Annotated in this window: 23 protein-coding genes and 1 pseudogene; 8 read left to right on the top strand and 16 right to left on the bottom strand. The window is 58.7% G+C overall.

Annotation, left to right across the window (positions count from 1 at the left end; genetic code table 11):
* The first annotated feature begins 33 nt into the window (after positions 1-33).
* Complete coding sequence (gene phnF, locus CFBP5473_RS00860) at positions 34-777, top strand: phosphonate metabolism transcriptional regulator PhnF (RefSeq protein WP_027674645.1); 744 nt, start codon at positions 34-36, stop codon at positions 775-777.
* A 34-nt stretch (positions 778-811) separates the two neighbouring features.
* Here the strand turns inward: phnF and tolA are convergent, their stop codons facing one another.
* The 8 genes from tolA to osmF all read right to left on the bottom strand — a co-directional run bounded on the left by tolA (position 812) and on the right by osmF (position 8219).
* Entirely contained in the window at positions 812-1747 is a 936-nt protein-coding gene (tolA, locus tag CFBP5473_RS00855) for a cell envelope integrity protein TolA (protein WP_027674644.1), read from the bottom strand.
* Positions 1744-2229, bottom strand: a complete 486-nt coding sequence (gene exbD, locus CFBP5473_RS00850; RefSeq protein WP_027674643.1) for a TonB system transport protein ExbD — start codon at positions 2227-2229, stop codon at positions 1744-1746. Before exbD ends, tolA begins: the two co-directional genes overlap by 4 nt.
* Positions 2230-2233: 4 nt before the next feature.
* Positions 2234-3373, bottom strand: coding sequence for a tonB-system energizer ExbB (gene exbB, locus CFBP5473_RS00845; RefSeq protein WP_027674642.1), 1140 nt, complete (start codon positions 3371-3373; stop codon positions 2234-2236).
* Positions 3374-3586: 213 nt separating this feature from the next.
* Positions 3587-4321 (bottom strand): histidine utilization repressor, encoded by a 735-nt coding sequence (gene hutC, locus CFBP5473_RS00840; RefSeq protein WP_027674641.1) that lies wholly within the window; start codon positions 4319-4321, stop codon positions 3587-3589.
* An 82-nt stretch (positions 4322-4403) separates the two neighbouring features.
* Positions 4404-5144, bottom strand: a complete 741-nt coding sequence (locus CFBP5473_RS00835; RefSeq protein WP_027674640.1) for an ABC transporter permease — start codon at positions 5142-5144, stop codon at positions 4404-4406.
* Positions 5145-5172: 28 nt separating this feature from the next.
* Complete coding sequence (locus CFBP5473_RS00830; protein WP_027674639.1) at positions 5173-6111, bottom strand: ABC transporter ATP-binding protein; 939 nt, start codon at positions 6109-6111, stop codon at positions 5173-5175.
* Positions 6108-7268: an ABC transporter permease gene (locus CFBP5473_RS00825; protein ID WP_027674638.1), complete on the bottom strand. Its 1161-nt coding sequence runs from the start codon at positions 7266-7268 to the stop codon at positions 6108-6110. Before CFBP5473_RS00825 ends, CFBP5473_RS00830 begins: the two co-directional genes overlap by 4 nt.
* Before the next feature lie 39 nt (positions 7269-7307).
* Positions 7308-8219, bottom strand: coding sequence for a glycine betaine ABC transporter substrate-binding protein OsmF (gene osmF, locus CFBP5473_RS00820; RefSeq protein WP_037170821.1), 912 nt, complete (start codon positions 8217-8219; stop codon positions 7308-7310).
* Positions 8220-8435: 216 nt separating this feature from the next.
* Here osmF and CFBP5473_RS00815 point away from each other — a divergent pair, with 216 nt between their 5' ends.
* Together CFBP5473_RS00815 and CFBP5473_RS00810 are read left to right on the top strand one after the other, a co-directional pair.
* Positions 8436-8903 (top strand): DUF4126 family protein, encoded by a 468-nt coding sequence (locus tag CFBP5473_RS00815; protein ID WP_027674636.1) that lies wholly within the window; start codon positions 8436-8438, stop codon positions 8901-8903.
* Positions 8900-10267 (top strand): FAD-containing oxidoreductase, encoded by a 1368-nt coding sequence (locus CFBP5473_RS00810; RefSeq protein WP_027674635.1) that lies wholly within the window; start codon positions 8900-8902, stop codon positions 10265-10267. The genes CFBP5473_RS00815 and CFBP5473_RS00810 overlap by 4 nt, the downstream gene beginning before the upstream one ends.
* On the opposite strand, the gene CFBP5473_RS00805 is transcribed toward CFBP5473_RS00810, so the two are convergent.
* Both CFBP5473_RS00805 and rirA read right to left on the bottom strand, forming a co-directional pair.
* Positions 10264-11304, bottom strand: coding sequence for an AbrB family transcriptional regulator (locus tag CFBP5473_RS00805; RefSeq protein WP_027674634.1), 1041 nt, complete (start codon positions 11302-11304; stop codon positions 10264-10266). The two genes, CFBP5473_RS00810 and CFBP5473_RS00805, sit on opposite strands and share 4 nt — an antisense overlap.
* Positions 11305-11443: 139 nt before the next feature.
* Positions 11444-11914 carry an iron-responsive transcriptional regulator RirA gene (gene rirA / locus CFBP5473_RS00800; RefSeq protein ID WP_027674633.1) on the bottom strand — a complete coding sequence of 157 codons (471 nt, stop codon included), beginning with the start codon at positions 11912-11914 and terminating at the stop codon, positions 11444-11446.
* Between the two features lie 199 nt (positions 11915-12113).
* On the opposite strand from rirA, the gene CFBP5473_RS00795 reads away from it, so the two are divergent.
* On the top strand, positions 12114-13136 hold the full coding sequence (locus CFBP5473_RS00795) for a Fe(3+) ABC transporter substrate-binding protein (protein WP_051441212.1): 1023 nt from the start codon (positions 12114-12116) through the stop codon (positions 13134-13136).
* Positions 13137-13175: 39 nt separating this feature from the next.
* Here the strand turns inward: CFBP5473_RS00795 and CFBP5473_RS00790 are convergent, their stop codons facing one another.
* On the bottom strand, positions 13176-14672 hold the full coding sequence (locus tag CFBP5473_RS00790) for a CoA-acylating methylmalonate-semialdehyde dehydrogenase (protein WP_027674631.1): 1497 nt from the start codon (positions 14670-14672) through the stop codon (positions 13176-13178).
* Between the two features lie 154 nt (positions 14673-14826).
* On the opposite strand from CFBP5473_RS00790, the pseudogene CFBP5473_RS00785 reads away from it, so the two are divergent.
* Together CFBP5473_RS00785 and CFBP5473_RS00780 are read left to right on the top strand one after the other, a co-directional pair.
* Positions 14827-15137: pseudogene (locus CFBP5473_RS00785) on the top strand (putative quinol monooxygenase).
* Entirely contained in the window at positions 15137-16018 is an 882-nt protein-coding gene (locus CFBP5473_RS00780) for a LysR family transcriptional regulator (RefSeq protein WP_027674630.1), read from the top strand. Before CFBP5473_RS00785 ends, CFBP5473_RS00780 begins: the two are co-directional and overlap by 1 nt.
* 7 nt (positions 16019-16025) lie before the next feature.
* On the opposite strand, the gene CFBP5473_RS00775 is transcribed toward CFBP5473_RS00780, so the two are convergent.
* From CFBP5473_RS00775 to hutI, 5 genes are read right to left on the bottom strand one after another with little or no spacing between them, the layout of a single operon-like run.
* Positions 16026-16589, bottom strand: a complete 564-nt coding sequence (locus CFBP5473_RS00775; protein ID WP_027674629.1) for a HutD/Ves family protein — start codon at positions 16587-16589, stop codon at positions 16026-16028.
* Positions 16590-16592: 3 nt separating this feature from the next.
* Entirely contained in the window at positions 16593-18278 is a 1686-nt protein-coding gene (gene hutU / locus CFBP5473_RS00770; RefSeq protein WP_027674628.1) for a urocanate hydratase, read from the bottom strand.
* An 11-nt stretch (positions 18279-18289) separates the two neighbouring features.
* Entirely contained in the window at positions 18290-19090 is an 801-nt protein-coding gene (gene hutG, locus CFBP5473_RS00765) for an N-formylglutamate deformylase (RefSeq protein ID WP_027674627.1), read from the bottom strand.
* Positions 19091-19092: 2 nt separating this feature from the next.
* On the bottom strand, positions 19093-20634 hold the full coding sequence (gene hutH / locus CFBP5473_RS00760) for a histidine ammonia-lyase (protein WP_106389358.1): 1542 nt from the start codon (positions 20632-20634) through the stop codon (positions 19093-19095).
* Entirely contained in the window at positions 20631-21875 is a 1245-nt protein-coding gene (gene hutI, locus CFBP5473_RS00755; protein ID WP_051441208.1) for an imidazolonepropionase, read from the bottom strand. Before hutI ends, hutH begins: the two co-directional genes overlap by 4 nt.
* A gap of 85 nt (positions 21876-21960) precedes the next feature.
* Between hutI and CFBP5473_RS00750 the strand changes: the two genes are divergently transcribed.
* Together CFBP5473_RS00750 and CFBP5473_RS00745 are read left to right on the top strand one after the other, a co-directional pair.
* A complete protein-coding gene (locus CFBP5473_RS00750) occupies positions 21961-23304 on the top strand; it encodes a formimidoylglutamate deiminase (RefSeq protein ID WP_027674624.1) in 1344 nt (447 codons plus the stop codon).
* A 141-nt stretch (positions 23305-23445) separates the two neighbouring features.
* Positions 23446-24375 carry a DMT family transporter gene (locus CFBP5473_RS00745; RefSeq protein ID WP_027674623.1) on the top strand — a complete coding sequence of 310 codons (930 nt, stop codon included), beginning with the start codon at positions 23446-23448 and terminating at the stop codon, positions 24373-24375.
* The last annotated feature ends 196 nt before the right edge of the window (positions 24376-24571 follow it).

The raw sequence follows: 24571 nt of genomic DNA, 5'->3' as shown, positions 1-24571 counted from the left end.
AGATGTAAGCCTGAAGAATGACAAGCGTGTGACATGAACCTGACGAGCAATATGAGAAAGAAGAACGGCGTCGCGCTTTGGCGCCAGATTGCCGACCGCATCAGAGCCGCAATTTCCGCCGGTGAATATGACGCCACAGGCATGCTGCCGCCGGAAATGGTGCTTGCGGAACGCTTCGGCGTGAACAGGCACACGGTCCGAAGCGCCATCGCGGCGCTGGCTGGCGAAGGGATCGTGCAGGCGCTGCAAGGGCGCGGTACGATAATCACGAGGAAAGAACGGCTCAATTTCCCGATCTCGAAGCGAACTCGCTTCACGCAAGGGCTCGGAGATCAGGCGAGAGACATGGCGGGCCTGCTTCTTTCTCACTCGGTGGAAGGCGCGACGACGTCACTTGCGGAGAAGCTGCGGGTCGATCCCGGTGCACCACTCATTCGTCTGGAAGTGCTTCGCAAGGTCGATCAGAAGCCGGTTTCGAGATCGACCTCATGGTTTCCGGCAGGGCGCTTCGATGGTGTTGCGGAGAATTACGAAAAGACCGGATCGATTACCGAAGCATTGAAGAGGGCTGGCGTGTCCGATTACGTGCGCGCATCGACCGTCGTGTCTGCAAAACACGCCGAAGCTGACGATCTAGCCGATCTCGAGCTTTCTCCGGGTGCCATTCTGCTCGTTTCCGATGCGCTCAACCTCGATATGGACGGCGTGCCCATTCAATATGGCATCAGCCGTTTTCCGGCTGACGTCGTTCAGTTCACAATCGAAAACGATCTGTAATCCGAATCCGGCTTGCAGGCTCGTTCCAATTCGATCAGTCGATCTTGATCGGCAGTGTGACATCCCGGGCCGCATTCGGCGGAGGCGCGGTTACTGGAGACGCCCTTTCGATCCAGGAGACGACCTGCTGATCGACGGAGGCATCGCCTGTCGAACCACGCAGGCGAATGGAGCTCAAAGCGCCGCTTTCGCTGACCCGGAAGCTGACGGTCACCAGCATGCCCTTGGCCTTCAGGTTACCCGGCTTTCTACGTGATATCTGCGAGCGGATCCGAGATTCCCATTTGGCAGGGGTCATGGAAGAAGAAAACAGCCCGCCGCTGTTTCTCGGCGCTGCGGTTCGATTGGACTGCGTCGTCTCCGCCTTGGCAATATCGCGCTGCTCCGCGCGCTGCGGCGCCTGCTTCGGCTTCTCCGCCTGCGTTTTCTTCTTTTCCTTCTCCACCTTCTTTTCTACCGGGGGCGGAGGCGGGCGGATGACGGGAAGTGGAACTTCGACATTTTCGAGCGCTGCCATCTGCTGCTGCTCGACAGGATCGACCTCTTGAACGGGTTCTGGCGGAAGCTCCTCAGGCACTGGCTCGGCAGTTTCCTGCGGAGGCTCCGGCGGGGGGGCTGGCGTTGGCGGCGGCTCTTCGACCACCGGCTCCGGAACGGGTTCCGGTTCCGGCTGCGGTTCTTCCGGTACGGGCTCTTCCACAGGTTCGGTCACATTGCTCATGACCTCCTGCTGCTCCACCTGATCGTTGGCCTCGACGGTGTCTTCGGTCTGAACCGCTTCAGGCAAGGCGGCAAGCTCGATCATGATAGCCGCAGGCGGAGCACTGTCGCCAGCGGGCTCTTCCGGTTCCTGCAGAAGATAATAGGCAGCGCCCGCATGGACGGTCAGTGTCAGCATTGCCGCCGTCGCCCACAGCGCGACTTCTCCCAGCCGGGACCGTCTGGACTGAAGGTAGGCGGTCTTCGTCATTGCGCAGCTCCATTCGCGGACGGTGCCGGAGGCTGCGCAGGCGTACTTGGCTGGCTCGCAGCTGCCGTGCCTTCCAGTCCGACAAGGGCAATCTTGAGATAGCCGCTGTCACGCAGCATGTTCATGATTTCCATGAAGTGCCCGTAATCCACGGCCTTGTCCGCCCGCAGGAAGATGCGCGTATCCTTATTGCCGCCGGTGCGGGCATCGAGGCTTGCAGCTAGTGCTTCGCGGGCAACCGCATCATTGCCGAGATTGAGTGACAGATCGTCCTTCACCGTCAGGTAAAGCGGCTCGTCCGGCCTTTCGGCGGGCTTTGCCGTGGAGGCGGGCAGATCGACATTCACGTCGACCGTGGCAAGCGGTGCCGCCACCATGAAGATGATCAGAAGCACGAGCATGACGTCGATGAACGGCGTCACGTTGATTTCGTGGTTCTCGGAGAGTTCTTCCCCGTGACTTTCCCGAATACCGCCAGCCATGTTCTTAGCGCCCTACCAGAGAAACGGCGGGCTTTACTGCGCCGCCGGGCGGAATGCGACGGAAATCCAGATCACGGCTGACGAGACGCTCTACCCCAGCGGCGACATCGGCCAGCAGATGGCGATAGCCAGTGATAGAACGGGCAAAGACGTTGTAGATCACCACTGCCGGAATGGCCGCGACAAGCCCGATGGCCGTTGCAAGCAGAGCTTCGGCAATGCCCGGGGCGACGACGGCCAGGTTGGTGGTCTGCGATTCCGAGATGCTGATGAAGGAATTCATGATGCCCCAGACGGTACCGAACAGACCGACGAAAGGCGAAACCGAGCCGATGGACGCCAGAACGCCAGTACCACGCGACATGCGGCGACCGGCATGGGTTTCAATGCGCGAAAGAATGGAGGTGACGCGCTCCTTGATGCCACCGCCATCCGTGTGTTCCACCACGGCGTCGGACAGCTTCATTTCATGCGTCGCCATGCGCAGCATCAGGGCCGCCGGGCCGCCCTTCTTTTCCACGGCGTCCGTCGCTTCGGAAAGCGTCTTTGCCTTGTGAATGATCTTCAGCGTCGAACCGGCCCGAACGCGGGCACCCGCGAGCTCTACCGTCTTTGCAAGCCAGACCGTCCAGGTGATGAGGGAGGCGATGGCAAGTCCGATCATCACGCTCTTGACCACCCAGTCGGCGGCCATGAACATGCCCCAAGGGGAAAGATTATGGGGAATATCGGCGCGCGCGCCACTATCGACATCAACCGGTGCCGGGGCAGCCGGAGCGGCTTGAAGCGCTGGATCGGCAGCAGAAGGCTGCGCAGAGGGTGCTTGAACGGGAGTTTCGCCAGCCGGTGCGGCTGGTGCGGGCTCGGCTGGCGTGGTTGCAGCCGGTGGCTGCCCAGCTTGCGACGTGGGTTGCTGAGCAGGCGCAGAAGGCTCGGCGGTCGTGGCAGGCGCCACCTGTTGCTGAGGCTCGGATGATTGGGTAGCGGGCTGCGTGTTCTCAACCGGAGCCGGTGCTGGTGCCTGCGCAAAAGCCGCCGTCGAAGACATGGCCGACATCACCGCCAACGCCAGAACCATATTGCGGGCTCCAAGACGTGGCGTCTTGATAAGGTGCGACGAGAGGATCGAGTTTCCGGCTGCCATCAAAATATTCCCGAGTTTCACACGCTGTCCGACGATGAAGTTCGTCGGTAGGTCCCACTGCCATCACGTCGCAGGCATGCCTTGCCCGTCTCTCGATAAAGTGGAGTAAGATTGGCAACTAATACAGTGTGGAAACCGGAGCTGTAAACTCTTCTTTTACAAAAAAAGAGCGTTTGAGCGCCCGCTCAAGTAAGAGTTGAATTATTTGTGAGGTCAACTCTGCTGCGTGGGGAGGAATTGCGCCACCAGTTCGTGGCGGTCTCCGGGGTAGGTCACCGTGACGTGGGTGATATAGGTCTGGCCATTCCAAGTGCGCCGTTCGATGACGAGGCATGCGGTGCCGGTGGGGATGGCCAGCGCTTCCGCCACCCTACGATCCGCCGAAACCGCGCGAATCCGGTGTTCGGCAGCGCTCCACGGCACCATCTGCAACAGCCATGTGCCGGGGCCGATATGCGTGAAATCCGCCTCTTTCGCTTCCGGCACGGAAGAAACATTGATCGTGCGCTCCTCCAGACAGAAGGGAACGTCGCCGGTAAAATGCCTGCAGGTGATGCTAAGAACGACGGCGCCTGCCTTGACCTCGAGCTGCGCACGGTCCTCAGCGCTCGCTTTTCTCATTTCGCGATGATCGAGTTTATAGGCGTATGCCAGGCCCATATCCTGAACTTCACGCTGAATATCGTGAATTTCCAGCACGGCGGATTGCGCATGTGGCTGCGTGACGAAACTACCTGAACGGCGGCGGCGCTCGATGAGGCCTTTCTTGACCAGTTCTGTCAGCGCCTTGTTCACCGTCATGCGCGAACAGCCATATTCCAGGGTCAATTCGTGCTCGAAGGGAATACGGTATCCAGGCGGCCATTCGCCGGACAGGATACGGCCTTCCACGTCGCTCATAATGCGCTCGTGCAAAGATTTATCCTGCGTTACCCCAGCTTCAGCCATTCGGTTTGCCCCGTTTCACGGACCGCCTGATATCACCCTCTCCAACACTTAGCCATGGGCGACGGTCGCAATGAGCCATGGCTCACGTTGCTATATGCCGGGCGGCTCTGGCCTCCAGCATAGACAGCCCGCTGTGGATCAAAACCGCAAGCGCGGCCACGATAAGTCCGCCTTGGAGAATAAAGGCGAGGTTGTTGGACTGGAGCCCGGCAATGATGACTTCGCCCAGCGTTCTCGCGGCAACTGTCGAACCGATGGTGGCGGTGGACAGGCTGATGACGGCGGAAAGGCGGATACCGGCGAGTATGGCTGGAAGTGCCAGCGGTATCTCCACCCGCCAAAGCCGCTGCCATCCGGTCATACCTGCGCCACGGGCGGCTTCTATGATGGATGGGGGGAGGGTCGTCAGCCCGGTCAGAGTGTTCTCGAAGATTGGCAGGAGTGCGTAGAGAAACAGCGCAACGAGTGTCGGCTTCTGCCCGAAACCCATGATCGGCACCGCCAGCGCCAGAACTGCAACTGGCGGAAAGGTCTGACCGATATTGACGATGCTGCGAGACAGCGGCAGGAATTCGCGCCCGAATGGTCGGCTGACGAGGATGGCAAGCGTCGTGGCGATTAGGATTGCACAGCCCGTGGCGATCCCGACAATGGCGAGATGCGACAGCGTCAGCGACAGGAGATTTGCCTGCGTGTAGATGGCGGGCGCGTTGGTCTGCACCAGCGGCGCGAAGATGACGCTGAAGGCTTCCGGCTTTAGGAGGAACGCCAGGAGCAGGATGGCAAGGGCAACCAGAAGGATCGGCGCAAGCAGCCTTTTCATGCATGCGTCCCCGTTTCGTAACCAGCCGTCATGCGTGTCCCGCTGCCTGCTGCAACAGGGTTTCGCGTCGGATACGTCCGCGTTTTTCGCCCGACGCACTGACGACCGGAAGATAATCGCGACCTGCCCATAGCATGGCGGACAGCGCGTCGCGCTGGCTCAAATCCTCCTGCAAGGGTTCGCCTTCCGCCTCACCCGGCTCGATAATATCGGAAACCGTCGCTACCGAAAGCAGCCTCAATGGCCGCTCGCGCTCGCCGATCATGGTGCGGACGAAATCGGTTGCGGGGTTGAGGACCAGATCGGCGGGTGGCCCGTACTGGACAATCTTTCCCTTGTCCATGACGGCAATGCGATCCGCGAGATGGAAAGCCTCATCCATGTCATGCGTGACGAGGATGATGGTGACGCCAAGCTTCTTCTGGATGGCAAGCAGATCTTCCTGCGCCTTTGCGCGGATGATCGGGTCGAGTGCCCCAAAGGGCTCGTCCATCAGAAGAATATTCGGCTCTGCCGCCAGCGCCCGCGCCACACCGACGCGCTGCTGCTGTCCACCTGACAATTCATTGGGAAAGCGATGCGCGTAGGATGCGGGTTCAAGCTGAAACAGCGCGAGCAGTTCTTCCACCTTGGCATCGATCCGTTGGCGGTCCCAACCCAGAAGCTCCGGCACGGTCGCGATGTTTTGCGCCACGGTCCGGTGCGGGAAAAGCCCATGTCCCTGGATCGCATAACCGATACTACGGCGAAGCTGGAAGCCTGGCATATCCAGAATGTCGTGCCCGTCGATGCGAATGGCCCCGGAAGTGGGCTCCACGAGGCGATTGATCATACGCAGAAGCGTTGTCTTGCCGGAGCCGGAGGTGCCGACGATGACGGTGACGCTGCGAGGCTGCATCGTCAGCGATACGGCATCGACAACCGTCGTGTCGTCATACCTTTTGGTGAGGTTGTCGATTTCGATCATCGTGCTTTTCCTCGCGACAAGAGGTTGCTGTCGATCAGGGCATCGAGAAGGATGGCCGCTGCAAATCCCAGAACGACCGTGGGGATCGTTCCGAGAAGCACGAGATCCATCGCAGTCTGGCCTATGCCCTGAAAGACGAAGACGCCAAAGCCACCACCGCCGATCAGCGCTGCAATCGTCGCAAGGCCGATATTCTGCACGAGCACGATGCGGATACCGGTGAGAATGATGGGAAGCGCAAGCGGAAACTCGACCCTCAACAGCCGCTGAAAACCGGTCATGCCAAGCCCGCGTGCCGCCTCCCGGACGGAAGGTGAGACGCCATCGAGGCCAACGACCGTGTTGGAAACGACGGGCAGCAGCGAATAGAGAAAGAGCGCAACGAAGGCAGGCGCCATACCGATGCCTCGAATGCCGATGTCCGATGCGCCGGGCACGTTGGCGGCGATCCAGCCGAGCGGCGCGATGAGAATACCGAAGAGCGCAATGGAGGGGATGGTCTGGACAATGTTGAGACAGTTCAGCACCGCGGCGCGCAGTCGCTTCACCTTGAAGCAAAGCACGCCCACCGGGATGCCCACGACGGTAGCGGCAAAAAGCGAGCCGATTGCAAGCTGGACATGCCGCAACGCTTCCGTCCAGAATATGTCCGCCCGGCTCTGATATTCCTTCATCACCGACAGGTCATTCCACAGACCCGAAAGGAGAATGGCGGCCAACAGGGCAAGCGCGAGAAGCAGAAGAACGACCCGGATGATCGGTTTAGGGTCGAGACGGGCTATGGCATCGGTCGCCATCACCACCAGTCCTGCAAGCAGCAACCAGAAGCCGCTTGCAGCAGAAACGCGGGCATAGGTGTTATCCGGCGGGATCAGAAAGGAGGCGGAAACACCGATAGACACAGAAAGCGCGGCCAGACCGATAAATGCCAAAAGTAAGCGCAGCTTGGTGTCGGCAACAAAGACCGCTGTAAGGGCGGCGATAAGAACGATGCCTATGAAACAATCGCCTGCCGCGCCGGGCAAGCTGTCGAGTAGGAAACGGGCCTCACCCTGCACGATACGGTTTGCACGAAAACTGACGAAGGGCGGGATGAAGACCGCGTAAAGCAGCAGCGCGCAGATCAAAACGCCGACCTTATCGGGATTGAACGAAATGATCTGCGGCTTGCGCAAGGCGTGCTGCAATGTCGCCTCTTATTTCACGAAGCCGTTTTTGGTCAGGAAGTCCAACGCCACGGCTTTAGCCTGCTCGCCACCGACCTGAACGCGACCATTGAGCTCCTGAAGTGTCGCGAGATCGAGCTTTTCGAAGACAGGCTTGAGGATTTTCTCGATATCCGGGTGCTCTTTCAATACCGTTTCACGGATGATCGGCGCAGGCTGATAGACCGGCTGGACATGCTTGTCGTCTTCCAGAACGACAAGACCGGACGGCGCGATGCCGCCATCTGTGCCATAGACCATGGCGGCATTGGCATTGTTCGTCTGGTTGGCTGCAGCCGCAATGGTCGCCGCCGTATCGCCACCCGAAAGCGTAATCAGCTGCTCTGGCTTAAGCGTAAAGTCATAGGTCTTCTGGAATGCAGGAAGTGCCGCTGCCGAGTTCACGAATTCCGACGATGCGGCAAGCACGATCTGGCCACCGCCAGACACATATTTACCGAGGTCGCTCAGCGTCTTCAGATTGTTCTTCTCAGCCACGTCCTTGCGAACTGCAATGCCCCAGGTGTTGTTAGCCGGCGAAGGGGTGAGCCAGACGATCTTGTTGGCGTCGTAATCCAGCGTCTTGGCTTCTTCATAGGCTTTCGCCGAATCTTTCCAGAGCGGATCATCTGCCTTTTCGAAGAAGAAGGCGGCGTTGCCGGTATATTCCGGGTAAATGTCGATTTCACCTGCCGTAATCGCCTTGCGGACGACGGGGGTTGCGCCCAGCTGAATGCGGTCGGTCGTGGCGATATTATTGACGTTGAGAACTGACTGGATGATGTTGCCCAGCACACTGCCTTCGGTATCGATCTTGGACGAGACGACGACCTGTGCATGTGCAATCGAGGCATAGAGAGCAAGCGCAAATCCAGCGCCAGCCAGCTTCATCAAACGGTTCATGGGCATTCTCCACTCGGAACGGTTCGGCGGGCAGGGCAATCCCTCGTTTCTGTCTGGCTAACGATGTGAGATGTGTCCCCGGTTCAGTCAGCTGTAACGAAGTCGAGAGCAAAAAGGTTGCATTCGAATTTCGATTTATGCACAGTCTCTAATTATACGCCAGACCATACTGCTTCCCGACGATCGCTTCGACAGTTAGAACATTGGAGATTGCGCATGGTGCTCTTCATGATGACGGTTCTGATCGGTTTCGTTTCCGGGCTTAGAACCATGACAGCCCCGGCAGCCATCAGTATTGCCGCCTATCTCGGTTGGCTCAAACTTGCCGATAGTTGGGCGGCCTTCTTGGGGCACTGGCTTGCGGTTGCGATTTTTGTCGTGCTGGCCCTGGTCGAGTTCGTGACCGACCAACTCCCCGGAACGCCAAGCCGCACGGTCCCTCAACAGTTTGGCGCGCGTATCCTCAGCGGCGCGTTTTGCGGAGCAGTCATCGGAACGATCGGCGGTTCGCTTGTTCTCGGGTTGATTGCGGGTGTCATGGGTTCGGTCCTTGGCACGCTCGGTGGCTATGAGGGGAGAAAACGTCTCGTCGCTGCCATCGGCGGCAAGGATTTGCCGATTGCCATTCTCGAAGATGCGATCGCCGTTCTTCTGGCTTTATGGGTGGTGACCTTTTTCTCATGACGAAGCATTTCGACGCAATCATCATCGGGGCTGGGCAGGCAGGACCTTCACTTGCCGGGCGTTTGACGCAGGCTGGTCGCAAGGTCGCACTCATCGAGCGCAAGCATGTGGGCGGCACCTGCGTCAACACGGGCTGCATGCCGACCAAGGCGATGGTGGCAAGCGCTTATGCGGCTCACATGGCAGCACGGGCGGAAGATTACGGTGTGCGCATTCAAGGGAAGCCGGAAATCGATTTTTCCAAGGTTATGGCGCGCAAGGACATAGTGCGGTTCAACGCGCGGAAGAACAACGAAACATGGCTGGAGGGAATGGAGAACTGCACTCTGATCAGAGGCCATGCGCGCTTCGAAGACGCTCATAGCATAAGCGTCGATGGCGCGCGGCTGACAGCGGACATGTTTTTCATCAACACCGGCGGTCGCGCTGCAATACCGGATTATCCCGGCCTGCCGGGCATACCATACCTCACCAACGTCTCGCTGCTCGATCTCGATAGGTTGCCTGCGCATCTCGCAATCATCGGCGGCAGCTATATCGCACTGGAATTCGCCCAGATGTTTCGCCGCTTCGGCTCGAACGTCACGGTCATCGAGCGCGGCCCGCGTTTGATCGGACATGAGGATGAGGATGTATCGGCTGCGGTGAAGGACATTCTGGCAGATGAGGGCATCGATATTCGCTTGAACGCCAAAACGCTGAGCTTTTCCAAGCACGGGGCCGGTGTCAAAATCGCCATTGGCGATGACGCGGTAGAGGCTTCCCATGTGCTGATCGCAACCGGTCGAAGACCGAACACGGATGATCTGGGGCTGGAAAAGGCTGGCGTGGAGCTTGATGCGAAGGGCTTCATCGGGGTGGATGACCGGCTGAAAACCAATATCGATCACATCTACGCGCTGGGAGACTGCAACGGACAAGGTGCCTTCACGCACACATCCTACAATGATTTCGAGATCGTCGCAGCCAACCTTCTCGATGGGGATGATCGCAAGGTAAGCGACCGGATCAAGACCTTTGCGCTCTATATAGACCCGCCGCTTGGGAGGGTGGGCATGACGGAACGCGAGGCGCGTGCCACGGGCCGTAAACTCCTTCTCGGTACACGCCCCATGAGCCGGGTCGGTCGTGCCGTCGAAAAGGGGGAGACACTCGGCTTCATGAAGGTGATTGCTGACGCCGGAACCGACGAAATTCTCGGCGCATCCATTCTTGGAACCGGCGGGGATGAAGCGGTGCAAAGCATTCTGGATGTGATGTATGCCCGCAAACCCTACACAATGATCACGCGCGCCATGCATATCCACCCGACGGTATCAGAGCTTATTCCGACGGTGTTCGACGATATGAAGCCCGCACATTAATCCGACCGCTGTCGGGCGTCCTTTCCAAGAACGAAGGGCATCAGAACGGAAAGGAACAGCATGCGCAGGACGTGGTGCGACCCGACATAGGCAGAATCGGCATGCATCATGACGGCCATGGCTGCCATCGTTTCCAGCCCTCCCGGAGAAAACGCGATCATGACCGCGTTCAGCGGTACGCCGGTGAGGTTTGAGACCAAGAGGGCAACGATGGAAGCGAGCAGCATGACGGCCAAAGTGACGACGCCGCCTGCCAGAAAAGCTTTTCGCATATCCCGCAGGGAAGCGCGGGAAAAACGAGTGCCGATAAGGCTGCCCAATACCACATAGGTCGGAATGCTCATCCAGCCGGGAACGCCGCCGGTGGTCATTCCAGTAACATGCGTTCCAATGGAGATGGCAACGCCACCGAGAAGGAGCGCCGCAGGGAACCGGAGGCGCAGAAAAAGCCAGCCCAGCCCCAGCGATGCGACAATGGTGAAGCCTAGAACAAAGGGGTGCATCGGCGGCGCAAGAGCGGAAGGCTCGGTGCTGATCAGTTCCAGATATTCCACGATTAAGGGGACGGCGAGTGTCAATGCCAGTACGCGCACGCTCTGGATGACGCTGACCGTCGCAAGATCGCTCTTGGTCTCCGCCGTCAAACTGATAATGTAGCTGAGATGACCTGGCGAAGCGCTGAGCATGGCAGTGGTGTGGTCGTAACCGAAGCCGAAGCGGAGAATCCAGTAGGCGACATAGAGCAATATGACGACCGTCAGCAGCACCGCCACGAAGCTCAGTGGCCAGGCTCTGGCGGCATCGAATACTTCCGGCGTGATGTTCGTGCCCATCGAAATACCGACGACCACGAAACTGGCGTTTCGCAGGATGGTGGGTACGGAGAGCTTGAGGCCCAGAAAACCGGCCATGGTTACCGCAAGGGCCGGACCGCAGAGGAATGGAGCGGGAAGGCCAATGATCGTCGCAATGAGGGCGCCAAGACTGCCGATGATTGCGGTCAGGACGAAGCTATGAAATTCCGGCTTGATGATCATTGCGTTACAAAAGAATCATGAAAAGGCAGGCGAGACGGCATTTGCGCCTGTTCCGCCGCCAAAAGCAACCTTGGCGAATAAAAGAAAACCCGCGGGCGGGGAGCGCGCGGGCTTGCATTCACAGCTTTAACGATAAGGTTCAGGCCGCGGCGACCGGCTGAGCTCTCGGAGCGACCTCATCCAGACCAAGCAGGAAGTTGATCTGCGGACGCGCCTTGACCAGATCGTCAATGGAATATTCCGTCAGCACATCGAAGAACGCGTTAAGCGCCTTGCGAAGTGCCGAGTTGAGGCCACAGCTATCGACCAGAGGGCATTCGACGGCGCCGTCTTCGAAGCACTCCGCCATGGCAAAGCTGTCTTCGGTCACCTTCACCACATCGAACAGGCTGATTTTTTCAGCAGGCTTGCCAAGCTTCACACCGCCGTTACGACCGCGAACGGTCTCGACCAGACCGGCCTTCGTCAATGGCTGCAGGATCTTGAAAAGGAAAAGCTCGGAAACGCCATAAGCCTTGGCAATTTCCGGAATGCGGCTGAGCTTGCCGTGATTTGCGGCGCAATACATCAACATGCGAACGGCATAATTGGTCTGTTTGGTCAAACGCATGCTGATCTCCTGACATCTAATGTGGAGTTATATAGTCGGTTTTTCAGTTTAGAACAATTCCAGAAATGAAAAAATCTTTAACCGGGTCCATCATCATGGAATTGCCCCGTTGACCGCTCAAGCGATTCATGAACAAACAACTCAACTATCCAATCTATCGGAGGCCTTGGCCATGGCAAGCTTGAAAACTGCGTTTCTCATGTTCGGGACGGGGATAGGGGTTGTCTGTGGCGGAATGTCCACAGCTTTTGCGGGTGGCGAGGTCAACGTCTACTCCTACCGCCAGCCCGAACTCATCCAGCCGCTGCTCGACGCCTTCACCAAGGAAACCGGCATCGAGACAAATGTGCTTTTCCTCGACAAGGGTCTTGTCGAGCGTATTCAAGCCGAAGGCGTCAATTCACCCGCCGACATTCTGCTGACCGTCGATATTGCGCGACTGGTGGAAGCCAAGGAAGGCAAGGTCACGCAGCGGGTTCTCGGCGATCCGGTGATCGAGAAGGACATTCCCGCCAATCTGCGTGATCCCGAAGGCGAGTGGTTCGGACTGACGACGCGCGGACGTGTGGTCTATGCTTCCAAGGAGCGCGTGCCGCAGCAGAATATTACCTATGAAGAACTGGCCGATCCCAAATGGAAGGGCAAGATCTGCATTCGCGATGGCCAACACTCCTACAACATCGCTCTCTTCGCTTCGATGATTGCCCATCACGGGCTCGATTATACGAGAACATGGCTCACTGGCCTGAAGAACAACCTCGCGCGCAAACCGGATGGCACCGACCGGAGCCAGGCAAAGTCCATCTATTCCGGCGAATGCGACATCGCGCTCGGCAACACCTATTATGTCGGCCTGATGCTGACCAATGAGCAGGAGCCGGAGGAGAAGGTCTGGGCCAATTCGGTAAAGGTCATTTTCCCGAATGCGCAAGACCGCGGCACCCATGTCAACATATCCGGCGTTGCCCTGACCAAATATGCGCCGAACAAGGAAAACGCCCTGAAGCTCATGGAATTCCTCGCTTCCGGTGAAGCGCAGGAAATCTACGCCAAGCAGGTCTTCGAATACCCCGTCCTGCCCGGCGCCCAACCCTCGGATGTCGTCAAAGGCTTCGGCCCTATCAAACCCGACACACTTTCCCTGACAGAAATCGCCGCCCACCGAAAGGAAGCCTCCGAACTGGTGGACGAGGTCGGCTTTAACGATGGGCCGTCGAACTGAGGCCAATAAAAAGGGCGGCACCGAGCCGCCCCTCTTTTATTACTTCATCGTCGGCATGACGAATTCAGCGCCTGATTTGATGCCGGATGGCCAGCGTGCCGTAATCGTCTTGGTCTTCGTCCAGAACTTTATCGAATCCGTGCCATGCTGGTTGAGGTCGCCGAAGCTCGATGCCTTCCAGCCGCCGAAGGAGTGGTAGGCGAGCGGAACAGGGATTGGCACGTTGACACCGATCATGCCGATGTTGATGCGGCTTGCGAAATCGCGGGCTGCATCGCCGTCGCGGGTGAAGATGGCGACGCCGTTGCCGTATTCATGCTTCATCGGCAGATCGAGTGCATCCTCGTAATTCTTGGCGCGAACGACGGAGAGAACCGGCCCGAAGATTTCCTGCTTATAGATATCCATATCCGGCGTGACGTGGTCGAACAGGCAGCCGCCGACGAAATAGCCGTCTTCATAGCCCTGAAGCTTGAAATCGCGACCGTCGACCAGAAGCTTCGCACCCTGTTCCACGCCGCTATCGATCAAGCCTTTCACGCGCGTCTGTGCTTCCTTGGTCACCAGCGGGCCCATATCGGCCTTGTCATCGGTGTAGGGACCGATCTTGAGAGCCTCGATCTGCGGGATCAGCTTTTCTACCAGACGGTTGGCCGTTTCTTCACCGACGGGAACGGCGACGGAAACGGCCATGCAGCGCTCACCGGCAGAGCCATAGCCTGCGCCCATCAGCGCGCTGACGGCCTGGTCCAGATCGGCATCCGGCATGATAATCATGTGGTTTTTCGCCCCACCGAAGCACTGGGCGCGCTTGCCGTTCATCGCTGCCGTGCCATAAACATAGCGCGCGATGGGCGTCGAGCCCACGAAGGAAACGGCGCCGATATCCGGGTTGGTCAGGATGCCATCCACCGCGCTCTTGTCGCCATTGATGACGTTGAGGATGCCAGCTGGAAGACCAGCTTCGATGAGCAGTTCAGCAAGACGGATCGGAACGGACGGATCGCGTTCGGAAGGTTTGAGAATGAAGGCGTTGCCGCAGGCGATTGCCGGAGCAAACATCCACATCGGGATCATTGCCGGAAAGTTGAACGGCGTGATACCCGCGCCGATGCCGACAGGCTGGCGGATGGAATACATGTCGATGGCCGGACCGGCACCTTCGGTGAACTCACCCTTGGCGAGATGCGGGATGCCACAGACGAATTCGCAGACTTCCAGACCACGGATCACGTCGCCCTTGGAATCCTCGACCGTCTTGCCATGTTCGCTGGAAAGCAGGGTGGCAAGCTCGTCCATGTTCTGGTTCAGCAGTTCCACGAACTTGAAAAAAACGCGGGCGCGGCGCTGCGGATTCGTCGCAGCCCATTTCGGCTGGGCGGCCTTGGCGCTCTCGACAGCGGCCAGAATTTCGGCGTCGCTGGCAAGTGCCACCTTTGCCTGCACTTCACCCGTTGCGGGATTGAAGACGTCGGACGTGCGACCGCTGGTGCCCGCAACGCGCTTGCCGTTGATGAAATGGCCGATCTCTCTCATGGGTTTCCTCCGAGATTTTTGCTGGTGCCACCTTCGCCCTTTGAATTGCACAAATCAATCACCTCGAATAATCATCCGTTGTGCGTATATTGAAGTTCCTCAAGCCAAACTTCATCCACTTAGATGATTTTGCGCAGAGCGAAGGAGATGTGGAATGGACGATGAGCGTGTCGTGCGCATGGCGGAAATCGAGATCGACCCTGATCAACTGGATGCCTATCGGCGCCTGCTGTCGGAAGAAATCGAAGCCTCAGTCAGATTGGAAGACGGCGTGCTTGCATTGAGCGCGGTGGCGTTGAAGGATCATCCGCACAGGCTTCGTATCCTCGAAGTCTATCGAAACGTCGCGGCCTATCAGGCACATCTAGAGACGCCTCATTCTGGAAGTACAAGACTGGAACCGCAGGCATGGTGACGTCGCTCACCCTTCTCGATGTCGACCCGATCATGATGTGCAGCAAGTGATGAACTGGGACGATGTACGGATTTTTCTGGCGGTCGCGCGAACGGGGCAAATTCTTGCCGCTTCCAAAAGGCTTGGGCTGAACCATGCCACACTGTCCAGGCGGCTGACCTCTTTGGAAGAGGCGCTGAAGACGCGACTTTTCGTTCGACGACCAAATGGTTGTGAACTGACGGAAGAGGGTGGGCGGTTTCTCGTCTCGGCGGAGCGCATGGAAGCCGAAATGCTGGATGTTCAGGCAAGTCTGGGACGTGTTGACGCCGCTATCAGCGGCACGGTGCGGATCGGCGCGCCGGATGGTTTCGGCGTCTCTTTCCTTGCGCCAAGGCTCGGAAGGTTGACGGCGCTTCACCCGGAATTGAAGATCGAGCTCGTGCCGGTGCCGCGCTCCTTCTCGCTTTCGCAGCGGGAGGCCGATATCGCCATCACCATCGAAAGGCCGGAGCAGGGGCGGTTGGTGTTTTCCAAGCTCACCGATTATTCCCTCGGTCTCTATGCGTCGAAAAGCTATGTGGAGGAGCACGGCAAGCCTGAGACGGTCGAGGCTTTGAAAACGCATCGGCGGATCGGTTATGTGGAAGACCTGATTTTCTCGCCATCCCTGAACTTTACGGGGGAAGTGATGCGCGATTGGGATGCGAGTTTCGCCATTTCCAGTGCGATCGGGCAGACCGAAGCCGTGCGTTCCGGTGCTGGCATCGGCATTCTCCACGATTATATCGCCCGTGGCGACGCCGATCTCGTGCGGCTTCTGCCTGAGGTTTCGATCCGCCGATCCTATTGGACGGCGTTTCATGAGAATGCGCGACAACTGGCGCGCGTTAAGACGGTGGTCGAGTTCCTGCAAGAGACTGTCGCAAGGGAACGACGGATGTTCTCCTGAATTGGATTCAGGCAGCGTAGAGCCGAATCACATAGCTGACGATGTTTTCGGCTTCAACGTCTGCCGGGCCATCCAGAAAAACCGCATCCAAACGCTCCGGCTCAACGTTTTGCGCCTCCGAAGAAATTGAAATCGGGCCAGTCGTAAGGACGACAACGGTTTCATTCTGCTTGGGCGGCGAGATGCTAAAACTGCCGATCATCCTCTCAACCCGATGGCTGAACCTGCCACGACGGGTCATGACATTGAGATCGATGATCGTCCCATCGGCCAAGGTGGCATCGACAGGAACATCAGCAGCGAAACTGAGAGGTTTGCTGCTCGTCGTCAGCAGGACCGGGCCAGCGCCATCAATGGCAAGCGACATGCCCTTTCCATCCAGAATCGATAGCGTTCGATCTATCTGCGGAAATATCGAGAACGGCCCGTCGCTGGCAACGGTCGCCATGCTGATCCGCCAGTCGAAATCATCGACCGTTGCATGGGGAGGAAAGACGGCGATTTCCACCGTCTCCCCGCCGCCGTTCTTCCACGGCATACGCTTGTGATCGCTGGCGCGTAGCACGTGCATGGATCAGTTGCCCAGAATGCCGGGCAGACGCAGGCCCTTGTCCTTGGCGCAATCCAGCGCGATGTCGTAACCGGCATCAGCATGGCGCATAACGCCCGTTGCCGGGTCGTTCCAGAGCACGCGCTCCAGACGGCGTGCAGCATCATCTGTGCCATCGGCGCAGATGACAACACCGGAATGCTGGGAAAAGCCCATGCCGACACCGCCGCCGTGGTGCAGCGAAACCCATGTCGCGCCCGACGCAGTATTGAGCAGCGCGTTAAGCAACGGCCAGTCGGATACGGCATCCGAACCGTCCTTCATCGCTTCCGTCTCGCGGTTTGGCGAGGCGACGGAGCCGCTATCGAGGTGGTCGCGACCGATGACGACAGGCGCTTTCAGCTCACCGTTCTTGACCATCTCGTTGAAGGCCAGCGCAAGACGATGACGATCGCCAAGGCCAACCCAGCAGATGCGGGCGGGCAGGCCCTGAAAGGCAATGCGTTCGCGCGCCATATCCAGCCAGTTGTGCAGGTGCTTGTTGTCGGGCAACAGTTCCTTCACCTTGGCATCGGTCTTGTAGATATCCTCCGGATCGCCGGAGAGTGCTGCCCAGCGGAACGGGCCGATGCCGCGGCAAAACAGCGGGCGGATATAGGCAGGAACGAAGCCGGGGAATGCAAAAGCGTTTTCGAAACCCTCTTCCTTCGCAACCTGGCGGATATTGTTGCCGTAGTCGAGCGTCGGGACACCCGCATTCCAGAAATCGACCATGGCCTGAACCTGCACCTTCATCGAGGCGCGGGCGGCGGCTTCAACGGCCTTCGGGTCGCTCTCCTGCTTTGCGCGCCACTCGGCAACGGTCCAGCCAACAGGCAGATAACCGTGGATCGGGTCATGCGCCGAAGTCTGGTCGGTGACGATGTCGGGGCGCACGCCACCCGCTTTCATCCGCTTGACGAGCTCGGGGAAGATTTCTGCGGCATTGCCGATCAGGCCGACGGACTTCGCTTCGCCCGCCTTGGTCCATTGGTCGATGAGGGCCAGCGCCTCATCCAGCGTATGCGCCTTGGCATCGAGGTAACGGGTGCGAAGGCGGAAATCGACGCGGGTTTCATCGCATTCCACAGCAAGGCAGCAGGCACCTGCCATGACGGCTGCCAGAGGCTGCGCACCGCCCATGCCGCCGAGGCCACCGGTCAGAATCCACTTGCCCGTAAGGTTTCCATCATAATGCTGGCGACCGGCTTCCACGAAGGTTTCATAGGTGCCCTGCACGATGCCCTGTGTGCCGATGTAAATCCACGAACCGGCTGTCATCTGGCCGTACATGGCCAGCCCCTTCTTATCCAGCTCGTTGAAATGCTCCCACGTTGCCCAATGCGGAACGAGGTTGGAGTTGGCGATCAGCACGCGCGGTGCATCCTTGTGGGTGCGGAAAACGCCGACCGGCTTGCCGGACTGCACCATCAGGGTCTCGTCTTCGTTTAGGTCCTTCAGTGTCGCGACGATGCGGTCGAAATCTTCCCATGTGCGGGCGGCGCGGCCAATGCCGCCATAGACCACCAGCTCATGCGGGCGCTCGGCCACGTCAGGGTCGAGATTGTTCATCAGCATGCGCAGCGGCGCTTCGGTCATCCAGCTCTTGGCGTTGAGCTCGGTGCCGGTCAAGCTGCGGACTTCGCGTTCATTATGGCGCGGATTGGTCATCATCATTCCCCTTATTTCTTGAGCTTCGGCGCGATGTCTTCCAGGCGCGTCAGAATGGTTTTGAGGTGTGTGCGCAGCCGCTCGGCCTTATTTTCATCATAGGCAAAAGGCGGCGCTTCCGTTGCGAGATGGGTGGATTGCGCCAATTCCATCTGGATAGCGTGGACGCCATCTTGCGGCTGGCCATAATCGCGCGTGGTCCAGCCGCCTTTGAAGCGGCCATTGAGGATGGAGGTGTAACCCTCGGCCTTGGTCGTGACATCGAAGGCGATATTTTCAATCGCCGGATCGCAGGTCTTGCCCATATCCGTGCCGATGTTGAAATCCGGCAGCTTGCCCTCGAAGAGAAAGGGGATGTGCGAGCGGATCGAGTGGCAATCATAGAGTATGGCAACGCCGTGGATGGATTTGACGCGCTCGATCTCCGCCGAAAGCGCTGCGTGATAGGGTGCATGGAAATGCTGAAGCCGGTGGGCGATATCGGCCTCGGTCGGCTCCTGACCTTCCGTCCAGATGGGATTGCCATCGAAATCCGTCGTTGGAATAAGACCCGTCGTGTTTTGACCGGGATAAAGGCTGGTGCCGGAGGGATCGCGGTTGGCATCGATGACGTAGCGATGGAAGGTGGCACGAACCGTCGTGGCGTCGGCAAGCAGCCCTGCATAAAGCTCATGAATATGCCAGTCTGTATCCGCCAGCAGCCTGCCATTATCGTTCAGCCGCTCCCAGATGTCCTTAGGAACATCGGTTCCCGTGTGGGGCAGCCCGAGAATGACGGGTGATGTACCTTGGTCAAGTTCCAAAGCCGCCATCCTCAAGCCTCCAGCTTCGGCAGAATTCCACCCGAAATCGCGTCAACCAGCGCGCCAGAGGCGATGAGATCGGACGCGGTCCTCAGATCGGGTGCCATGTAACGGTCCTCTTCCAGCGCTGGGATTTCATTTCGAAGGACGCCGATTGCCTTTTGCAATTCCGGGCTGGTTTTCAACGGACCGCGCAGCTCCACGCCCTGAACGGCGGAAAGCGCTTCGATACCAAGGATCGCGAAAAGATTTTCGGTCATGGGCAGCAGGCGGCGTGCGCCGTGGCAGGCCATGGAAACATGGTCTTCCTGATTGGCGGAGGTCGGCGTCGAATCCACCGATGCCGGGTGTGACATTTGCTTGTTTTCACTCATGAGTGCAGCGGACGTGACCTCGGCAATCATCAGGCCGGAATTCAGGCCCGGCTTCTTTGAAAGAAAGGCGGGTAGGCCGTAGGACAGCGCCGGATCCACCAGCAGCGCGATGCGGCGCTGGGCAATGGCCCCGATTTCACAGACTGCAAGCGCCGTCTGGTCTGCTGCGAAGGCAACCGGTTCCGCATGGAAGTTGCCGCCGGAGACGACGGAATTATCGGAGAGAACCAGCGGATTGTCCGTCACCGCATTGGCTTCGATTTCCAGTGTCCGCGCGACCTGTCGCAGCAGATCGAGACACGCGCCATCCACCTGCGGCTGGCAGCGAATGCAATAGGGGTCCTGCACGCGCTCATCGCCTTCGATGTGGCTAACACGGATTTCGGAGCCTTCCAGCAGCTGACGCAGGGCAGCACCCGCATCGATCTGGCCCTTGTGGCCGCGAAGCGTGTGAATATCAGGATGGAAAGGTGCGGATGATCCCATTGCGGCATCGGTCGAAAGCGCACCGGTAATCAGTGCGGCCTGTGCGGCACGGTGAGCGCGGAACAGACCTGCAAGTGCCAGCGCGGTGGAGGTCTGGGTGCCGTTGATCAGCGCCAAGCCTTCTTTCGCGGCCAGCACCACCGGCGTCAACCCGGCCTTGGCCAGTGAGTCCGCTGCCGAAAGTTGCTGCCCCTCGAAGAACGCTTCACCTTCGCCCATCATAACTGCGGCCATATGCGCGAGTGGCGCAAGATCGCCCGAAGCTCCGACCGAGCCTTTTTCTGGAATGAGCGGAATGACGCCCTTTTCCAACATGCCTTCGATCAGCCGCACCAGTTCCAGCCGCACGCCGGAGGCGCCGCGACCGAGCGAAACCAGCTTTAGCGCCATGATCAGGCGCACTACATTCTCCGGCAGTGGAGCGCCGACGCCGCAGCAATGCGACAGGATGAGATTTCGCTGGAGGGTCGCGACATCGGCGGCATCGATCTTGATCGAGGCGAGTTTGCCGAAACCGGTATTGATGCCGTAGACAGGTGCATTACCAGCGGCGATTTCCGCGATCCGGTTCGCCGCCTTCTCGATACCCGCATCGAAGGACGGATCGAGTTTCGCGGTGGCATTGGTCCAGTAGATGGTTGCGAGATCGGAAAGCGGCACGGAGCCCGGGTGAAGCGTGATGGTCATGGTCAGATCGTCCGTCCCTTGAAGATGCGTGTGTGAAGCGGGTTGAAGCCGATGCGGTAGACAAGCTCTGCCGGGCGCTCGATGTCCCAGATGGCGAGATCTGCGGACTTGCCTACCTCCAGCGTTCCGGTTTCGCTTATGATGCCAAGCGCCCTGGCAGCATTTCGTGTTGTCGCGATGAGGCATTCCTCGACAGTCAGCCGGAACAGCGTCGCGCCCATATTCATGGTCAACAACAGGGAGGTAAGCGGCGAGGTGCCGGGGTTGCAGTCCGTCGCCAGCGCGATATCGGCCCCCGCATCGCGCAGCGCCTGAACCGGCGGAAGCTTGGTTTCGCGCAGCGCGTAAAAGGCTCCCGGCAGGAGAACGGCAACCGTTCCCGCCTTTGCCATGGCTTCAGCGCCTGTCTCATCCAGATATTCAAGATGATCGGCGGAAAGCGCGCCGTAGGAAGCGGCAAGTTCAGCACCGTGAAGGTTCGAAAGCTGTTCAGCATGGAGCTTGACCGGCAGGCCCAGCGCCTTTGCATGATCGAAAACCTGCCCCATCTCTTCGACGGAGAAGGCGATGCCTTCGCAGAAACCGTCGACGGCATCGACAAGGCCTTCCGCGTGGGCAGCGTTCATGCCCGGCAATACAACGTCTGCTATGTAATCCGCATTTCGACCCCTGTAGTCTGCGGGAGTGGCGTGCGCCGCGAGATAGCTCGTGACGATGCGAACGGGACGCAGCGTTTCAAGTTTACGCGCGGCGCGCAGCATCTTGCACTCGGTCTCGATATCGAGACCGTATCCCGACTTGATTTCGACGGTGGAAACACCCTCTGCAAGAAGCGTATCGAGCCGAGGAAGCGCCTGAGCCATGAGTTCCTCTTCGCTGCAAGCCCGCGTATCGCGCACGGAGGAAACGATGCCGCCACCGGCCTTGGCAATCTCTTCATAGCTTGCGCCATTCAGGCGCATTTCAAATTCCATGGCGCGATTGCCGCCAAAGACGAGATGTGTGTGGCAGTCGATCAGCGACGGGGTGATCCAGCGACGTTCACAATCGGTCGTTTTGGATTGAGCAGCCAAATCATGGGGAAGCTCGGCTTCCGGGCCAACGAAAACAATGCGCCCGTCGTCTGCCGCAATGGCGCCATTCTCGATGATGCCGAGACCATCCTTAGAGGGGGCAAGCGTTGCAATGCGGGCATTCCGCCACACTGTTGCGCGCTTTTTTTCCGACTTGGAGTTCCTGTCCGCCATCAGTTTTTCCTTCCCATCTGCTGAATATGTATATACATAATAGACGGGTAGGCAAGTGCCTTGCCGATGAATTTGAGGAGCTGAGATGTCTGTTCATGCCAAATCTGCTTTGTTGCCAACGGGTTGGGCAAAGAACGTTCGCATTGAGATCAGCGACGGCAAAATCGCTTCGGTAAACGAAAATACTGCCGCTCTGCCGGGCGATGAGTTGCTTGAGGTTCTCGTGCCCGCCATGCCGAACCTTCATAGCCACGCCTTTCAGCGTGCCATGGCTGGCATGGTTGAAACGCGTGGGGCCACCGAAGACAGTTTCTGGAGCTGGCGCATGCTGATGTACCGCTTCGCATTGACCATGACGCCGGAGCAGATGGAGGCTGTCGCGGCCCAGCTTTACGTTGAGATGCTGGAAGCAGGTTTCGGGCGCGTGGGAGAATTCCACTATCTCCACCACGACAAGGACGGCGGCCAATACGCCAATATTGCCGAACTCGCTGAAAGGATCGCCGCTGCCGCATACGGGACAGGCATTTCGCTGACGCTGCTGCCCGTCCTCTATGCCCATTCCGGTTTTGGCGGGCAAATGCCGGTGGAAGGCCAGCGGCGGTTCATCAATTCACCGGATAGCTTTGCGCGCCTCCTGGAAGGCTGCCGGAAAGCGGTATCCGGCGTGCGGGAAAGCGTGGTTGGTGTCGCGCCACACAGCCTGCGGGCGGTGACGCCGGAACAGCTACAATTCGCAGCGAACCTTGCGCCGGACGCACCAATCCACATCCACATTGCCGAGCAGGTGAAGGAAGTCGAGGATTGCATCGCATGGTCCGGTAAACGTCCTGTGCAATGGCTTTTGGATAATGCAGAGGTGACGGATCGCTGGTGCCTCATCCATGCAACGCATATGACGCAGCAGGAAACGGAAGATGTGGCAAAGAGCGGCGCCGTCGCGGGCTTATGCCCAATCACGGAAGCCAATCTCGGTGATGGCACCTTTCCGGCGGTCGAGTTTCTCGCTCATGGCGGTTCCTTCGGCGTGGGTTCCGACAGCAATGTGCTGATCGGAGTGGGAGAGGAATTACGCCAGCTCGAATATTCCCAGCGTCTGGCCCACCGTGCGCGCAATGTCATCGCTCCCGCCAACGGGTCTACGGGACGTAGCCTTTTCGATGCGGCCATGGCTGGTGGTGCGAAGGCGCTTGGTGCCAAGGCGGGCATCGACACCGGGCGAGCTGCGGATCTCGTGTCGCTCGATATGTCAGCCGCGCCCTATCTGGAAGGCGACCATATTCTCGATGGCTGGATTTTCGGAAATCTGGTGAAGCCGGATCGGGTCTGGATCAACGGCAGATTAGTGGTGAGAGGCGGTCGCCACGTCAACCGCGAAGAAATCGCGCGTCGCTTCCGGCATACGATGAGTCAGCTTTTGAGCGTCTGAAATCTCCATGGATCGCTAATATAGCCCTCAGGACGCCTTGACTTGCGTCGTCTGCTCGTCAAGTCATTGCTGTCAATGCAGGGAGGCGGGGCGTCTGCTGCTTTTAACGGTCGTTTAGCGCTCCGGGGAGTTCAAAACAAAATGCCGCAATTTATTCGCCAGCTTTCGCCGACGGGTCTTGGCGTGGCCGTCATGCTTCTCGGCATGCTGCTCTTTGCCCTCAACGATGCCATGGGCAAATGGCTGGTTTCGACCTACAGCCTCGGGCAGGTGGTTGCTATCCGCAGCGTTGCGGCCATCGTCATTCTCGTGCCAATCCTATGGAAATCCGGCCTCTCAAAGCTGGTGAATGTGGAACGCCCCGGCTTGCAGGTCGCGCGCGTTTTCTTTTCCACCGCCGAGCTTTTCTGTTTCTACTTCGCGGTGGCAGCACTGCCTCTGGCAGACGTCATGACCTACTGGCTGGCCGCCCCCATCTATGTGGCAGCACTTTCGCCCTTTCTCTTAGGCGAAAAAGTGGGCTGGAGACGATGGACCGCAATCGGCATCGGCTTCATCGGCGTTCTGATTGCGCTGAAACCAAGCTCCGCTTCACTAACGAGCGCTGCATTCTTCTCCATTCTCGGCAGCGCCGCCTTTGCCTTTATGATGCTGTCCGGTCGGCAACTGCGTAATACGCCGGATACGGTTCTGGCCTTCTGGCAGGTGATCGGCGCTGGCCTCGCCGGCGTGGTCGCCATCATGCTGGCGCCTTCGGGTTGGGTGCCGTTGCAATCGGGCTTCGATCTCTCGCTGCTTGCCCTTCTGGGCATCGTCGCGATGACCGCGCATGTGCTGGTCAATCGCGCTCTCAAGCTCGCCGATGCAGCGACAGTCGCACCGCTGCAATATACGTTGCTGCTCTGGGCCGTCGTCTTCGGCTGGCTGATGTTCGGCGATATTCCGCAGTCCAGCATCGTTATCGGAGCCGCGCTGATCGTCGTTTCCGGCCTTTACATCTTCTTCCGTGAAAATGCGCTGAAGCGGAAACAGGCGAAGGTGGCGGATCAACCACTTGGCGATGTGGTGTAACACCTGATCGATCAGGAAACGATTAAGCCAATCACAACCTGAGATAATCGAAACAGCATTAAGTTTGACGGTTTTTGGCCGTCAATGCAGTAAAAAACAACTTTCGCCTTGACGAAATCACGAAGTTGAGAGACTAAAGGACATTCCCGCCCCTGACATCGGGTAGGGACAGAACTTTGGTGCCGGGCCCCTCTGG

This window comes from Agrobacterium larrymoorei (assembly GCF_005145045.1).
Classification (GTDB): Bacteria; Pseudomonadota; Alphaproteobacteria; order Rhizobiales; family Rhizobiaceae; genus Agrobacterium; species Agrobacterium larrymoorei.
Note: the sequence above shows the minus strand (reverse complement) of the source record. Positions and strands in the feature narration are given on the sequence as shown.

Excerpts from the sequence above, each read along its gene's own strand:
- CFBP5473_RS00805 (WP_027674634.1), bottom strand. The coding sequence starts at position 11,304 with ATGATCATCAAGCCGGAATTTCATAGCTTCGTCCTGACCGCAATCATC.
- hutU (WP_027674628.1), bottom strand. The coding sequence starts at position 18,278 with ATGACCAATCCGCGCCATAATGAACGCGAAGTCCGCAGCTTGACCGGC.
- CFBP5473_RS00795 (WP_051441212.1), top strand. The coding sequence starts at position 12,114 with ATGTTCGGGACGGGGATAGGGGTTGTCTGTGGCGGAATGTCCACAGCT.
- CFBP5473_RS00790 (WP_027674631.1), bottom strand. The coding sequence starts at position 14,672 with ATGAGAGAGATCGGCCATTTCATCAACGGCAAGCGCGTTGCGGGCACC.
- phnF (WP_027674645.1), top strand. The coding sequence starts at position 34 with ATGAACCTGACGAGCAATATGAGAAAGAAGAACGGCGTCGCGCTTTGG.
- CFBP5473_RS00815 (WP_027674636.1), top strand. The coding sequence starts at position 8,436 with ATGGTGCTCTTCATGATGACGGTTCTGATCGGTTTCGTTTCCGGGCTT.
- CFBP5473_RS00835 (WP_027674640.1), bottom strand. The coding sequence starts at position 5,144 with ATGAAAAGGCTGCTTGCGCCGATCCTTCTGGTTGCCCTTGCCATCCTG.
- CFBP5473_RS00810 (WP_027674635.1), top strand. The coding sequence starts at position 8,900 with ATGACGAAGCATTTCGACGCAATCATCATCGGGGCTGGGCAGGCAGGA.
- CFBP5473_RS00745 (WP_027674623.1), top strand. The coding sequence starts at position 23,446 with ATGCCGCAATTTATTCGCCAGCTTTCGCCGACGGGTCTTGGCGTGGCC.
- rirA (WP_027674633.1), bottom strand. The coding sequence starts at position 11,914 with ATGCGTTTGACCAAACAGACCAATTATGCCGTTCGCATGTTGATGTAT.
- osmF (WP_037170821.1), bottom strand. The coding sequence starts at position 8,219 with ATGAACCGTTTGATGAAGCTGGCTGGCGCTGGATTTGCGCTTGCTCTC.
- CFBP5473_RS00830 (WP_027674639.1), bottom strand. The coding sequence starts at position 6,111 with ATGATCGAAATCGACAACCTCACCAAAAGGTATGACGACACGACGGTT.
- CFBP5473_RS00775 (WP_027674629.1), bottom strand. The coding sequence starts at position 16,589 with ATGCACGTGCTACGCGCCAGCGATCACAAGCGTATGCCGTGGAAGAAC.
- tolA (WP_027674644.1), bottom strand. The coding sequence starts at position 1,747 with ATGACGAAGACCGCCTACCTTCAGTCCAGACGGTCCCGGCTGGGAGAA.
- hutI (WP_051441208.1), bottom strand. The coding sequence starts at position 21,875 with ATGGCGGACAGGAACTCCAAGTCGGAAAAAAAGCGCGCAACAGTGTGG.
- exbB (WP_027674642.1), bottom strand. The coding sequence starts at position 3,373 with ATGGCAGCCGGAAACTCGATCCTCTCGTCGCACCTTATCAAGACGCCA.
- exbD (WP_027674643.1), bottom strand. The coding sequence starts at position 2,229 with ATGGCTGGCGGTATTCGGGAAAGTCACGGGGAAGAACTCTCCGAGAAC.
- CFBP5473_RS00750 (WP_027674624.1), top strand. The coding sequence starts at position 21,961 with ATGTCTGTTCATGCCAAATCTGCTTTGTTGCCAACGGGTTGGGCAAAG.
- hutC (WP_027674641.1), bottom strand. The coding sequence starts at position 4,321 with ATGGCTGAAGCTGGGGTAACGCAGGATAAATCTTTGCACGAGCGCATT.
- CFBP5473_RS00780 (WP_027674630.1), top strand. The coding sequence starts at position 15,137 with ATGAACTGGGACGATGTACGGATTTTTCTGGCGGTCGCGCGAACGGGG.
- hutG (WP_027674627.1), bottom strand. The coding sequence starts at position 19,090 with ATGGCGGCTTTGGAACTTGACCAAGGTACATCACCCGTCATTCTCGGG.